We start from the raw sequence: 14,474 nt of genomic DNA, 5'->3' as shown, positions 1-14,474 counted from the left end.
AAATGCAGATGATATAATAAACAGAATATTCGGTTTTGGTGGAGATCAGCCACCAAAGGTAACGGGGAAAGTTCGGTGGAAATCCGGCACTGTCCCGCAACTGTGAAGGAAAGACAAAAAACTGAAAATTAACTTTTCAAGTCAGGATGCCCGCCGAAGTATACTAATAAGTCCAACACATCTGCGAGGTACGGATGACTGCTGCTCATACTACTATTACAACTAATTCGCCTGCGATCGCTTCCCAGACTCATACTTTATTTGTTTGCCAAACCTGTGCCAGCATTTGGCAAGATGGTAAGCGTGTAGGTGAAAGCGGCGGTCAAAAATTACTGCACCAGATTCAGCAACTAGCACAAGATTGGGATTTGCAAGATAAATTTTCGATCCAAGCTGTTGAATGTATGAGTGCTTGTAACCGTTCTTGTGTTGTCGCCTTTGCTGCTAAAGGTAAGTTAACTTATCTGTTTGGTGATTTAAATGTTGATAGTAGTGCGGCGGCTATCCTAGAATGTGCTAGTCAATACTACGCTAAACCTAACGGATTATTGCCTTGGTCAGAACGACCAGAACCCTTGAAAAGGGGTATTTTAGCGAAAATTCCCTCCTTGTAGTCAAGTGCTAAGTGCTGAGTATAAACGTGTTTTAATTTTGGGTGGCACTGGCGAAGCTGCGGAACTCGGTGCGAAAGTTGCAAGCATCACTGGAATTGAAGCGATCGCATCTTTAGCTGGTCGCACCCGTGAACCATCAGTTCCATCTGGAAATGTGCGGATTGGTGGTTTTGGTGGTGTAGAGGGACTGGTGGAATATCTGCGTCAAATGAAAATTGACTTATTAATTGATGCTACTCATCCCTTTGCAAATCAGATATCCTTCAATGCAGCAGCGGCGGCCAATGAAGTAGAAATACCCAGATTAATGTTAATTCGTCCGGCCTGGGAAAAAGTGACAGGCGATCGCTGGATTGAAGTAGAAAGTAATAGCGCCGCCGCAGATGTTTTAAAAAATCAAGCAAAAAGAGTATTCTTAACTGTTGGTAGACAAGAACTAGGCACCTTTGCACACCTCCAAGATATTTGGTTTTTGATGCGGATGATTGATCCTCCTGGACAAGATGCCTTAGTACCACCAGGAATGATATTGTGCGATCGCGGCCCTTTCGTCTTAGAAAATGAAAGGAAAATTCTGATTCAGCACAACATTGATACCATCGTTAGTAAAAATAGTGGTGGTGATGCAACTTACGCCAAAATTCTGGCTGCGCGAGAACTGGGTGTACAGGTTGTTATGGTCAAGCGTCCAAAAGTACCAGCAGGCGAACAAGTTGCAGATGTTAATAGTGCAGTGGCTTGGTTACTAAATAAATTACACTGTTAAAAATAGAGAAATTTCAGATTTTTTATCAAAAAAAATTATAATATATCTTGGTTTAACAATTTATTTATGTTTAAGTTTTAAATTACAGAAATGATTCAGAAAAACTCAATATCAACTATCAATGGTGAGATTTTATCACCCCTCACAGAAGAATTTCTTAATATTGAAAAAGCCCAACGGATGGCGAACTTTTTCAGCTTTCTAGGAGATGCTAATCGTCTGCGAATTCTCTCTTTTTTAGCGCAAAAAGAATTGTGTGTGAGTGATTTAGCCACCTCATTAAAGATGAGTGAATCTGCGGTTTCTCATCAGCTAAGAAATTTAAGGGCAATGCGTTTAGTCAACTACCGCAAGCAAGGCCGTAATGTCTTTTATCGCCTCCACGATAATCATATTCTGCATCTTTATCAGGTAGTAGCCGAACACTTAGATGAACCTGAATAAAATAGGAATTTTAATTGTGATGATGGTGATAACGACTGAAACCTGGGCCATAAGTTGCTAAAAGGTTTTCTGGCGATAAAGCAAATTCTGGCTGACCAGTGCAAACCACAGTTTGATTGAGACAAAGAACGCGATCGCAATGGCGGCTTACCATATCAATATCATGAGAAACTTGTAAAATAGTCCAGCCTTCTTCTTGTTTTAACTCATTTAATAAAACATAAAAATCGGCTGCACCTTGCATATCAACCCCAGCAAAAGCCTCATCTAATACCAACAGTTTTCGCGGCATAACTAAACAATAAGCAAGTAACACCCGCTTTAGTTGACCACCACTGAGAGTTCCTATCGGTTGATGTCGCAAATGATAAACCCCTGTACGTCGTAAAGCTTCTGTGACTGCGGCTGTTTTATCTCGGTTTTGTTTCCACAGTTGAGAAAACAACGAATGTTTTGCCTTGGCTTTTTGCTGTTGAAATTCTTGATTCCATCCCAAACCAATTAATTCAGCCACAGAAATAGGAAAACTGCGATCAAAAATGAAATTTTGTGGCATATAGCCCAAGCAGTGACGTAAATTGCCTAGTTTTGTAATTGGATAACCAAAAATTTCGACTGTGCCAGCATTGCGAGGTAATAAATCTAAAATTGCTTTGACTAAAGTACTTTTACCAGCACCATTTGGCCCAACTATAGCAGTATCTGTTCCTGGTAATAATTCAAAGGAAACATCTCGCAGCGCTAAATAATTTCCTTGATATACAGTTAATCCGTCTACTTTTAAAATAGGTAAATTCATAAGAACAAAAAATTATTTATTGAAATTCAAAATAGTATTTTACTGACATGAGGTTTCGAGAGTCTGCAAATTTAATCTCATTGCTTTGAAATAGTATTGCGGGTCTTTTTCACCTTTTTCTAAAGAATCTAGAGTCTGCAAATTTAATTTTAAATCTTGTGCCAGCGTTTTCAGTAATTTATTATCTACACCTGGTTCACTAAACAAAGCTTTAACTTTGTAATTTTTGACTGTATTAACTACTGTTTGTATCTCTGTTGGTGATAATTGATCTTCGGGAATTTGGACTACAGCAACTTGTTTAAGATTATAGCGTTGTGCTAAATATGGATAAGCATCGTGAAAAGTCACAAAGGTACAATTAGGTTTTTTCTGTAAGGCTTGTTGAAATTCACTATTTAATTTGTCTAACTCCTGGATATAAGCCGCCGCATTAGTTGTGTAAAAGGCTTTATTTTCTGGGTCAGCAGCAATTAATCCATCTCGAATATTCATTACTTGCTGTTTTGCTAAAACAGGATCTAACCAAACATGAGGATTCCCTATGGCGTGGTCATGGTCTTTTTCTGCTTTTGCGGTGGTTTCCACTGGGGAAATTTCATTTAAAGGTTTAATCCCTTGACTAGCATCGATTTCAACTAACTGAGCATTTTGGGCATTTTTAACGGTACTATCCAAAAATTCTTCTAAGCCTAAACCATTTTTCACTAATATCTTAGCTGTGGCGATCGCCTTTACATTATCTGGTGTTGCTTGGTACTCATGCACCTCTGTACCAGGAGGAACTAAAATTTCCACATCAGCCGCATCACCTGCCACCGCCTTGGTCAACAAATACATCGGTAAAAATGTCGTTACGACCTTGGTTTTAGCTGATGGTTGGGAAGCCTCTTGTACCTGTGGTGAATTCTCAACACTGGTTTTTTGATTTGTATTTGCTTGGTTACAGCCGCTAATACTCACTAGCAATGTGAGTAAAGAAATTAACGACAATATACCTCTGGGTTGTCTTTTCTGATTCGTAGTCATCCGATTCCTTTGAGAAAGGGACACTTGTTTGATGTTTACCACTATGATAATGATACTTATTTCTAATGCTCAATATTATAATAATAATTATCATTCTCATGCAATCAACTTGAGAAAAATTTTGTGTCGGCAAATACAGCAGATATCAGTAAAACGTATTTTTTTTACCTAAAAATTACTTAGAAAAATAAATATTTCTTGACCTTATTTATTAAAAGAGTTACTCAATACTGATAATATTTTGAGAATACTTTTTAAAAGTGTTGTTGAACAAAGCGCAGTTTTCAGCGCTACCGACGGTAAAAGAGTGTGAGAGTAAATGCACAAACAATTACATTATTGGCTGGCTATTCCAGCAGCTTTTAGCAGCATAATATCAATTAGTAGTAATACATTAGCTAGTGAAATATCAACCACATCAGATGAGAAAAATCAGCCCTTAGTTGTTGTTAGTCCAGCTAAACCACTTGAGAATCTATATCAAGAACAGACAATGGCACAAGTTACCTCCGTGTCGCAATTGTCGGACGTACAACCTACAGATTGGGCATTCCAAGCGTTGCAATCACTAGTAGAGCGTTATGGTTGTATTGCTGGTTATCCAAATAGTACATATCGTGGTAATCGCGCACTCACACGTTATGAGTTTGCTGCGGGTTTAAATGCTTGTTTAGATAGAGTCAACGAACTACTAGCTACAGCCACGGCTGATTTAGTTACCAAAGAAGATTTAGCCAAATTACAAAAACTCCAAGAAGAATTTACCGCAGAACTAGCCACATTGCGGGGTCGTGTCGATGCTTTAGAAGCACGCACCTCTGAGTTAGAAGCTAATCAGTTTTCCACCACAACCAAACTCAGTGGTACTGCTATTTTTGCACCCATCAGCTTTTTTGCAGGCGATCGCGCCGATGGTAGTAATCTTGATAGAGGAACTTCATTTGGCGATAGAATACGCCTTGACTTCAACACCAGTTTTACAGGTAAAGACCTGTTAAGAACTCGACTGCAAGCCACCAACCTGGATGCGTTGTCCGCTTCCACGCTCACACCAGAAGGAGATTTGCGGTTTGTAGATAATGAAAATTTCGGTTCTGGTAATAGTAATGAGGTAGCTATAGATGCACTGTTGTATAGCTTTCCTCTAGGCGAAAAAACCACAGTCATCCTAGAAGCCAACGCGGGTGCAGCCGATGACTTTACCAATACTGTGAACCCGTTTTTTGACGGTGATGGTGATTTTGGTGCATTGTCTAACTTTGGTACACGCAACCCAATTTATTATCCTGTTGCTGGTGCAGGAATTGGTCTAAGACACCAGTTCAACGACGCATTGGAATTAAGTTTAGGTTATCTAGCCAGCAGCCCTAACGACCCTACCTCTGGAAATGGTCTATTTAACGGCGCTTACGGTGCTATAGGACAGTTAACAGTCCAACCGACTAAAGGTTTGACTCTCGGTTTTACCTACGTTAATTCCTATAATGCTGATTTGACCGCTGGTAGTAACCGTGCTAACTTGCGTACTGCTTTGGCAAGTAATCCGGCTTTTACAGATGTTTTAGGAGAGGGAATAGATCTACCAATTTCGAGCAATTCCTACGGCTTCCAAGCATCCTTCCAACTTAGTCCGAAGTTTGCTATTGGTGGTTGGGTTGGCTATACCAACACGCGCACCTTAGCAGCAGTTGATACAAATAATGGTACTATTCCTCGTGGTGAACTGGACATTTGGAACTATGCAGTCACACTCGCTTTCCCCGATTTAGGTAAAGAAGGTAGTGTTGGGGGCATTATTGTGGGGATGGAACCAAAAGTCACAGGTGCCAGTAGTGGGTTAAGAAATACTATTGGTACAGACTCTGATACTTCACTGCATATTGAAGGCTTCTATCAATACAAACTCAGTGATAACATCAGCATTACTCCAGGAGTTATCTGGTTAACTGCGCCAGACCATAATAACGACAACGATGACATTGTGATTGGGACAATCCGAACCACATTCACTTTTTAAATTTACGTGAGTTCGATGAACCTCTGCCCAACCCCTCTCCGATGCGGAGAGGAGCTTAAATATCTTAATTACCAACGAAAAATTAAGCGTTCAAAGCCTCTCCCACGGTGGGAGAGAGGTTTGGAGAGGGGTTTTTAATGGGTCGAACTCACGTTAAATTTTGAAACTTTCATAGAAGACGCAAATAATAACTTTGCGTCTTCTATGCTGTATTTTTATGCAAATAAAATTAGGTGAAACTCTCCAAAATTCTAATTGTTGGTATCAATGATTCTGCTTGAACGAATAGCATACTTTGCTCAGGAAAAGCCGTCCAATTTTGGTTAGATAAAGGTTCTGAAGCAACAATAAATTGACTTGGATGACTTACATCATCGCAACACCAATAAGGGCTTGAGTTAGGTCGAGGGGGAGTATTATCTTCCCCTCGACCTAACTCAATACCCTTACCTGAAGCAGGACTTTACAACTCTAACGTATCAATGCTTTGGGCAAGAGTAACATCATTCATGGTAATTCCACCTGCATCGTGGGTTGTCAGTTGAACTGTAACCTGGTTATAAACATTGAACCACTCTGGATGATGGCCTTGGGTTTCTGCAATCAGTGCAACGCGAGTCATAAAGCCAAATGCTGCGATAAATGAGGTGAATTCAAAGTGACGGTAGAGTTTACCGTCTACAATCTTCCAATGATTGAGTCTTGCGAGCGCGCGCTCCAGTTCATCTGGTGATAGCACAGCGCAATGTACCAATTGATTGCCAATCATACAATTTATGTCTCCAATCGATTTATCAGAATTGCGTCAAACTTGAAGGGCATCATCTCCTGTTGGATGCCCTTCAAAGCCTGATCAACGGGAGATGATGTCCTCAACAATCGATCAATGGCGCTGCGCGGCGAGAGTGGGGGCGAGTGCATCCCGCAGATAAGGACGGCTATACCAACTCCAGAGTCCTTCGGTCACTGGCACAATGTTTAATTCGGCACGCCACTCGTCTAGAGGACGTTCCAGTCCTTCTTCAAACTTCACCGGAAACAAGGGTGTAGCTTGCCGTGCAATGCGGATGCCTTGAGAAACTAGGTCAAAATTATATTCCAGAGGAGAATTGATGCCTTCCCGTGCTTGATTAGCCATGAACGCTAACAACGAACCAACCAAATCAATGAACGTGAATGCGGGATAGCCAATTTGCCCAACCGTCACTGAAATCACTCCCAGTTCACCGTAGTCATCAAAGCTAAAGCCCGTCAAAATATGATGCAGATCATGAGTTTTGCGAACGCGATGGGTAATATAATCGACATCTGATTCAATCTTTCGGAGGCGATAGAACTGTAGATCATAGTTCATGGCACTGAGTACGCGAGCATAAGTCCAACCCAATGAGCCTTCCGGCAGCTTCAGCAAGGTTTCCAGATCAAACTCTGGGCCCATATAACGCTCATCAACTAATTGTGCTGAGTCTGGATTTTGACGGACAACCTGCAAACATCTTTTCATTTGCTCACTATCAGTCAAAGCATCCTCAATATCGAAGATGTTTTGCGTGTCAACTCTCCCCCCAGCAACCATGTCAACTAAAGACAGCAGTTTATCAACATTTTCAGGAGTTGCTAGTTCGTTGATATATTTGAATCCCATGATTGTTACCTCGCGGTGCGTTGTTTGTTTTCGACAACTGCATCCTACGGTGACTCCACAGGTAAGCAATAGGGGATTTTTTTGATATATGTCAAATTTGATAAAGATCAAATTTCCTGGGCTAGATGACGGCGGCGTTGCTGATTTCGATATCTGGCGCGGATACGACTGAGGGTTTCTTGGGTGATTCCCAAATAGGAGGCAAGATGTCCTAGCTTGACGCGCTCAAGGATATCAGGGTGTCTCTGAACGAGATCCTCATATCGTTCAAAGGCGGTTTGAGTTTTCATGAGAAAAGCTTGTTCTTCTAACTCAACATAATAATGTTCAGTCAATAATCGACCAATTTTATTCCAGTCAGGGTCGTTTTCATACAGATATTGCAACCCATTATAACTTGTTACAAAAAACTTGCAATTTGAAACTAATTCAACATTTTGTTTGCTGGGTTTTCTCAAAATAAAGCTATAAAGTGAGCAAATAAAATCATCTTCGAATGCAAACCTTGATGTGATTTCTTTGTCTTCAATGCAGTAGAATTGCCGAACTACCCCTTCAATCAGGAAATATAAGTGGCTCGATATTTCGCCTTCCTTCAGGAGCCGATAGTCTTTTGGGAACTCCTGGTACTTGAAAAATTTACGAACATTTTCCTGCTGTTGTTTACTGAGTATGACTACTCGATCTAAAACTTGAAATAGCTTTTCGTATTGATCAATTTCTTGCTGCATATACATCATGTATGTATAGGTGAGTATAATCACTACGATAATATGAATACTTATTTTTTCTGAAAATAAATGAATTGTCAAAAATATTTAAGTGTTAAAAATATAGCCATAAAGGTATTGAATTAGAGGATGTTTGAAAAGTTTTAGGCGAATATAATTCGCTACTACACAAACAAAGTCCGCCTGCACGGACTAACAGAAAATTAAGGTTTTTTAACCCGCGTAGGCGGGTTTTGTCCGTATAGCCGCGATTTCCAATCGCCAGAGCTAGTATTAATTTAGACTTTTCAAACAACCTCTTAGGTCGAGGGGGAGTATTATCTCCCCCTCGACCTAACTCAACACCAATAAAGACTGGGTGCTTGTGTACGCTAGGCATAGCGCGTTGCTGGCTGTCTGCGGTGCTTCGGATATAGCTACTAAACCTATTGCCAGCGATCGCATGGTAGCAGAATTACCCAATGCTCACAAAATAACTCTGCAACCAGGTGGACACATGGCACTGATGGAACAAAATCGTCAGTTTTCGCAAGCTATTGAGGCTTTTTGTGCAACTGGTTCTCAAATTAGTGAGCTTCCTTAATAGAAGGCAGGAGGCAGGAGGCAGAGAGCAGCGCGTTGCGGGGGTTCCCCCCGTTGTAGCGACTGCGGAGAGGCAGGAGGAAAAGTCTTGCTATTCCTGGCATTCAAGCTTTCAAGTTGTTTTAACATATTTGACTACCGCTATAACTGAGTTACTAGGGAAAGATTTATCTCATATTTATTTCTTAAAAAAGTAAAATATGCTCTTTGATCACAGATGTATGAGTCATATTTGATTTGGGAAAAATCAGTATATTTAAACAAATTTTTTGTGGTTTCCTGTTTTCTGTTTCTCATTACCTACCTAAATAAATAACTTCATTAATCAAACCAGAGTCCTATAGCTATCTGACTAATGAAAGATAAATTAATTATGCCTATGCCCTATAGTGAATTCTCAGTGTTGTCAAGATGAAATAGTGGTGACTTTTTCATCTAAATTGCGGCGCAAGAATCATCTATTTGGAGCAAGAATGCACTTATTAATAGGGTAAGAGATCATCCTGTTGCCCACATTTAAATAAAGTTAGATTCCGGTTTCAAAATTAATGGTTGGCAAACTCACGTTTAGTTAATTTTGCTGGGGCAGTTGTAGGGTGAGGTAATGGAAACTCCTAAAATTAGTAATTCCGCGTTGAGAAGGCTTTCAGGGCAGCAAGGATTGTTAGTAGGGTTGGGGTTAGGTCTCGTTGTTGCTATTGGCGGAATGACTGTGTTTTCGCATTTTGGCAATCAACGTTCAGCTGCACCTACTGGAAATGCTCCCACAGCTAATGGAAAAAACTCGGCATTACAAGTAAAAGTTCAGCAAGTTGGTAATAGTACAACCGAAGAAAGTTCTAATTTTGTAGGAGCTTTAGAAGCACAACAAAAAGTAACGCTACAGCCGCAAATTCAAGGGCGAATTGAATCAATTTTGGTGTCTAGTGGTCAGAGGGTACAAAAGGGAACAGCGATCGCAACTTTGAGTTTAGATCAAACTCAAGCCAATGTTGCTAGTTCCATCGCAGCCACCAATGCTGCTCAAGCTGGGTTAAAAACAGCGCAAGCACAACTACAACAAGCTGAGGCACAACGGACAAAAGTTGCTGCGAATGTTCAGTTGCAAAGAACACAATTTAATCGTACCCAGCAGTTAGTTACACAGGGAGCGCAAGCCAGACAAGAATTAGATATTGCTAGAAATAATTTACAAGCGGCGATCGCAGATTTACAAGCCGCAGAAAAAGAAGTTGCAGCGGCTGGTGCAGCAGTTCGTCAAGCCCAAGCGAATGTGCGCGAAGCTCAAGCAGGTACGGCGGCGGCTCAAGTTAATGTGAATCAAAAACGAGTAGTCGCACCCATTGCTGGCGTAATCAGTGAATTTCCTGTCAAAGTGGGAGATTATGTCAACACCGGACAAACAATCACCACAATTATCCAAAATGATGCCCTGGATCTAAATCTTTCTGTGCCTTCCAATCGAATGCCGCAACTGCGAATTGGATTACCTGTAGAATTGCTCAATCCCAACACACAGCAAGTAATCGGCCAAGGTGCAATTAATTATATTTCCCCAACGGTAAGTTCTGATCAGCAGTCAGTATTAAGCAAAGCCCGCTTTCGTAACGCCCAAGGACGATTGCGCGATGGGCAATATGTACAGGCGCGAATCATTTGGAATCGACAACCAGGGATATTAATTCCCACCGTTGCGATTTCTCGCATTGGCGGACAAAGTTTTGTGTTTGTCACAGAAGACACCACCGTCAACGGTAAACCGCAGCAAGTTGTACATCAGCGTTTAGTCCGTTTGGGTGAGATTCAAGGCACAAATTATCAAGTTCTTGACGGACTGAAAGCCGGCGAAACCATCGTTACTTCTGGCATTCTCAAACTCAGAGAAGGCACACCTATTCAACCCCAATCTTAAATCCAGGACATCCGATCATGTCGATCGCTAATACCTTTATCAAGCGTCCGGTTTTAACTACCGTTTGTTCTCTGTTGATTTTGATTTTGGGAGGCGTGTGTATTCCTCTACTCCCACTCAATTACTTGCCAGATATTGCCCCCATCCGCGTTCAAGTCTCCGCTAACTATACTGGGGCGGATGTTTCTACAGTGGAAAGTGCTGTTACCACAACAATTGAGCGTCAACTGAACGGGGTCGAGGGAATGCAGTACATGACCTCGAATAGTTCTGCTGGTAGTAGCCAAATCTCTGTATATTTTGGTTCGGAAACTGATAAAAATATTGACCAAGTAAACGTCCAGAACCGGATTGCTCGTGCTACACCCCGCTTACCCACAAGTGTGCAACAACTTGGTGTAACCGCGCAGACAGCTTCTACAAGTATCTTGTTAGTGTATACATTTTATGCGGAAAATAATGAGTATGATCCGCTATTTATTAGTAATTATATTGACCTAAATTTGCGCGATCAACTGCTGCGAACACCGGGGGTCGGCGATTTAACAATTTTTGGCGAAAAACGTTATGCGATGCGGCTGTGGCTCGATCCTAATGCCTTAGCAAGTCGACAATTAACTGTCGCAGATGTAGCGACAGCATTGCGATCGCAAAATATTCTCGCTGGAGCCGGAACTTTAGGTCAAGCACCAATACCTGCTGGTCAAAGTTATGAAATTCCGCTGCGGGTGAATGGGCAGTTTAAAGATGCTGCGGAGTTTGGCAATCTGGTGATTAAAGCGGGGACTAACGGTAATTTAATTAAACTCCGAGATGTTGGCCGGGCAGAACTCGGCTCAGAAACTTACGCCAGCAATGCCAGAAATAATGGTAAACCTGCCATTGGGCTGGCAATTTATCAGTCACCAGGAAGTAACGCGCTGGATGTGGCAAAAAACATTGAAGCGCAGATGGATGAATTGATTAAAGATTTTCCGCCGGGATTAAAAACTCAGATTGTTTACGATACCGTTGGGTTTGTGCAAGCTTCTTTAGAAGAAGTAATCAAAACCTTAGTCGAAGCGATCGCTTTGGTAGTATTGGTGATTTTTCTGTTTCTCCAAGACTGGCGAGCTACGATTATTCCCATTGTGGCGATTCCGGTTTCGTTGATTGGGGCATTAGCCTTTGCTTACATATTTAAATTTTCTCTCAATAATTTGACCTTATTTGGCTTAATTTTAGCCACCGGGTTAGTTGTGGATGATGCGATTATTGTTGTAGAAGCGATCGCCAGCAAAATTGAACAGGGAGTTAGACCGCTGCAAGCTTCCTTTGAAGCAATGGAGGAACTGACGGGAGCAGTAGTTTCTACTTCCTTAGTGTTAATGGCGGTATTTATTCCCGTGGCATTTTTTCCTGGTTCCACCGGAAAAATGTATCAACAGTTCGCTTTAGTAATTGCTTTTTCTATCGCCATTTCCACATTTAACGCCCTTTCCTTCAGTCCGAGTATGGCGGCGATTTTACTGCGTCCACCCCAACCTAAACGCGGCCCCGTGGGTTGGTTTTTCAACAAATTTAATCAGATATTGCAATGGATTATTCAAAAGTTTATTGCGATCGTTAACTTTTTGATTCGCTTGCGTTATGCTGTTGTGGCATTGTTTGTAGTGGGTTTAGCTGCAACCTACTTTATGTTTACTCAAGTGCCGACAGGGTTTGTGCCTAATGAAGACCAAGGCATTGTTTTAGGAATTATTCAAGCTCCTGATGGCGTTTCTCTCGGTTATACCGATGAAGTAATTACAAAACTTGAACAAATTCTGGAGAAAGAACCAGAGATTGATAATGTTTTTGCAACGTCAGGATTTGGCTTCGCGGGTAGTGGTTCTAATCGCGGTGTATTTTTTGCCAAACTTAAACCTTGGGAAGAACGTACTCAACCAAATCAAAGCGCCACGGCAATTTTAGGAAGAATCAATGGCGCATTTCAATCAATCCCCGAAGCCATTATCACCGCAGTTAGTCCACCACCAATTCAAGGTTTTAGCACCTTGGGCGGATTTGAGTTACAGCTTGAAGACCGCACCAACGGACGATTAACAATTGATGACTTTTTCGCCAATGCTCAAGCAGTAATTGCCCAAACTAATCAACAACCAGCCTTAGCAGGCGGCGTGTTTACGCAGTTTACCGCCAGCACACCCCAGTTTCAAATCAACTTCGATCGCGATCGCCTAGAAGCCCTCAACGTTGATTTTCAGCAAGCTGTCAACACCCTCTCATCTGCCGTTGGTTCCCAATATGTGAATGATTTTACCTTGGGACAGCAGAGCTATCGCGTTTATGTCCAGGCAGACGGCAACTATCGACAATCACCAGATGATATTCGGCAATTGTATGTGCGATCGGCAAATAACCAAATGGTGCGCTTAAGTGAGGTAGCAACACTCACACCCATTACCGGGCCAGCCGTCATCTCTCATTACAACGGCTTCCGCGCTATCAGTCTTCAAGGTAGAGAAGCATCGGGTTACAGTAGTGGACAAGCCATCCAAGCAATGCAGCAAGCAGTAAATACAGCCGCCATTCCCGGAATTGGTAGCGACTGGATTGGCACAGCGCGGGAAGAATTATCTGCGGGTAGCTTGGGGATTCTGATTTTTGGTTTCGGAATTGTAATGGTGTTTCTCACCCTTTCGGCTCAGTATGAAAGTTATATTGACCCAGCAATTATTTTGTTGACTGTACCCTTGGCGTTGTTAGGTGCTTTGAGTGCTTTAGCATTACGCGGTTTAGTCAACGATGTCTATGCCAACGTTGCATTAGTTATGTTAATTGGACTGGCATCAAAAAACGCAATTTTGATTGTCGAATTTGCTAACCAAGCCTTTGAACAAGGGATGACAATTCAAAAAGCGGCTTTAACTGCTGCTCAAGAGCGATTTCGACCGATTGTCATGACATCAAGTGCATCATTACTAGGGTTTTTCCCTCTTGTCATCGCTTCAGGAGCCGGTTCTGCCTCACGCTGGTCGTTAGGAACAGCTTTGTTTGGCGGATTACTTGTTTCTACCATCTTGAGTTTGCTGATAGTACCAGTGCTGTACGTCATCATCAAGAATTTAGAAGAACGCTTTTTAAAGCGCAAACCTTCTCATCGTTCTGGCTCACCTGATTCTGAGAGACAAGCAACAGCAAATACACAACCTAAATCGGTTGTGACTGTAACCCAGAACCCTGATGATCACCAATCTCATGATTCAACTCACTAAAAATTAGTTTTTTTCATCGGCAATGTTAATGTGAGGCGTTACATTAACATTGCGTTATTTCACATTGTGAATGTTAAGCAACACATTGTGAATGCGTCGCCTGACATAATAAATGTGTTGGCTGACATTGTGAATGCAGCGACTAAATTAAGAATTTCATATTACAACAGGTAAAAATTTAGGTGCAAATTTGTTAAATCCACAGATAATCAAGCTATACCCGCAAGAACACCAATTCAGTAATCTTGGAAGAACCTCTCCCCCGACCCCTCTCCGCATCGGAGAGGGGAGTTGAGTTACCTCCTTCCCTGTGAGAATTAAGTTTTTGATTAGTGAATCGATGCTCTAGTATGCGAGTAAATTGAGCATTGGAGCAAAACAAATGAACGCCAAATTAATTACCTTCTCTGGCATAGTCACCGCATTTTTAGGTGCAGGTATAGGTTTTGTTGTGGCTCATTTACTTCCTTGTCCATACACAAGTCCAATGTATAAAGATTTAGCTCAAAAATACGCCATTATTGGTGGAGTTGCGGGTTTATTAATTGGTTCCAGCCAAGAAATGATTCGAGAACTCAAGCAAGAACGCGATGCAGAAGAAGACTTGTTTCAAGATTTGAACAAAGCCATTCGTTCAAATACGACAAACAAAATTACGGATGATGTATAACCTGTTTG

The 14,474-nt window shown here is 41.6% G+C and carries 13 protein-coding genes and 1 riboswitch; of the genes, 8 read left to right on the top strand and 5 right to left on the bottom strand.

Annotated features, from left to right (window positions below; translation table 11 throughout):
- The first annotated feature begins 14 nt into the window (after nt 1-14).
- Nucleotides 15-172: riboswitch (cobalamin riboswitch) on the top strand.
- A 22-nt stretch (nt 173-194) separates the two neighbouring features.
- From AC504W_RS15290 to AC504W_RS15280, 3 genes are all read left to right on the top strand, one after another.
- Nucleotides 195-614, top strand: a complete 420-nt coding sequence (locus AC504W_RS15290) for a DUF1636 domain-containing protein (RefSeq protein WP_494873165.1) — start codon at nt 195-197, stop codon at nt 612-614.
- A 4-nt stretch (nt 615-618) separates the two neighbouring features.
- On the top strand, nt 619-1,380 hold the full coding sequence (locus tag AC504W_RS15285) for a cobalt-precorrin-6A reductase (protein WP_494873164.1): 762 nt from the start codon (nt 619-621) through the stop codon (nt 1,378-1,380).
- Nucleotides 1,381-1,470: 90 nt separating this feature from the next.
- Nucleotides 1,471-1,824, top strand: coding sequence for an ArsR/SmtB family transcription factor (locus AC504W_RS15280; RefSeq protein WP_494873163.1), 354 nt, complete (start codon nt 1,471-1,473; stop codon nt 1,822-1,824).
- A gap of 10 nt (nt 1,825-1,834) precedes the next feature.
- Here AC504W_RS15280 and AC504W_RS15275 read toward each other — a convergent pair whose 3' ends face one another.
- Together AC504W_RS15275 and AC504W_RS15270 are read right to left on the bottom strand one after the other, a co-directional pair.
- Nucleotides 1,835-2,623, bottom strand: coding sequence for a metal ABC transporter ATP-binding protein (locus AC504W_RS15275; protein WP_494873162.1), 789 nt, complete (start codon nt 2,621-2,623; stop codon nt 1,835-1,837).
- Between the two features lie 39 nt (nt 2,624-2,662).
- Nucleotides 2,663-3,652 (bottom strand): metal ABC transporter substrate-binding protein, encoded by a 990-nt coding sequence (locus AC504W_RS15270; protein ID WP_494879334.1) that lies wholly within the window; start codon nt 3,650-3,652, stop codon nt 2,663-2,665.
- 319 nt (nt 3,653-3,971) lie between these two features.
- Here AC504W_RS15270 and AC504W_RS15265 point away from each other — a divergent pair, with 319 nt between their 5' ends.
- A complete protein-coding gene (locus AC504W_RS15265; RefSeq protein WP_494873160.1) occupies nt 3,972-5,669 on the top strand; it encodes an iron uptake porin in 1,698 nt (565 codons plus the stop codon).
- A 463-nt stretch (nt 5,670-6,132) separates the two neighbouring features.
- Here AC504W_RS15265 and AC504W_RS15260 read toward each other — a convergent pair whose 3' ends face one another.
- The 3 genes from AC504W_RS15260 to AC504W_RS15250 form a co-directional block, all read right to left on the bottom strand.
- On the bottom strand, nt 6,133-6,438 hold the full coding sequence (locus AC504W_RS15260) for a 4a-hydroxytetrahydrobiopterin dehydratase (RefSeq protein ID WP_494873159.1): 306 nt from the start codon (nt 6,436-6,438) through the stop codon (nt 6,133-6,135).
- Between the two features lie 114 nt (nt 6,439-6,552).
- Nucleotides 6,553-7,314, bottom strand: a complete 762-nt coding sequence (locus AC504W_RS15255) for a Coq4 family protein (RefSeq protein ID WP_494873158.1) — start codon at nt 7,312-7,314, stop codon at nt 6,553-6,555.
- Nucleotides 7,315-7,421: 107 nt separating this feature from the next.
- Entirely contained in the window at nt 7,422-8,045 is a 624-nt protein-coding gene (locus tag AC504W_RS15250; protein WP_494873157.1) for a Crp/Fnr family transcriptional regulator, read from the bottom strand.
- Between the two features lie 364 nt (nt 8,046-8,409).
- Between AC504W_RS15250 and AC504W_RS15245 the strand changes: the two genes are divergently transcribed.
- From AC504W_RS15245 to AC504W_RS15230, 4 genes are all read left to right on the top strand, one after another.
- The gene (locus AC504W_RS15245; RefSeq protein WP_494873156.1) at nt 8,410-8,628 is read left to right on the top strand and encodes an alpha/beta fold hydrolase; all 219 of its coding nucleotides are present in this window, start codon (nt 8,410-8,412) and stop codon (nt 8,626-8,628) included.
- Between the two features lie 603 nt (nt 8,629-9,231).
- Nucleotides 9,232-10,539, top strand: a complete 1,308-nt coding sequence (locus AC504W_RS15240) for an efflux RND transporter periplasmic adaptor subunit (protein WP_494873155.1) — start codon at nt 9,232-9,234, stop codon at nt 10,537-10,539.
- 17 nt (nt 10,540-10,556) lie between these two features.
- Complete coding sequence (locus AC504W_RS15235) at nt 10,557-13,796, top strand: efflux RND transporter permease subunit (protein WP_494873154.1); 3,240 nt, start codon at nt 10,557-10,559, stop codon at nt 13,794-13,796.
- Nucleotides 13,797-14,178: 382 nt separating this feature from the next.
- The gene (locus AC504W_RS15230) at nt 14,179-14,466 is read left to right on the top strand and encodes a hypothetical protein (protein ID WP_494873153.1); all 288 of its coding nucleotides are present in this window, start codon (nt 14,179-14,181) and stop codon (nt 14,464-14,466) included.
- The last annotated feature ends 8 nt before the right edge of the window (nt 14,467-14,474 follow it).

The organism is Nostoc sp. C96, assembly GCF_059384975.1.
This window is presented reverse-complemented; position numbering and strand designations above follow the sequence as displayed.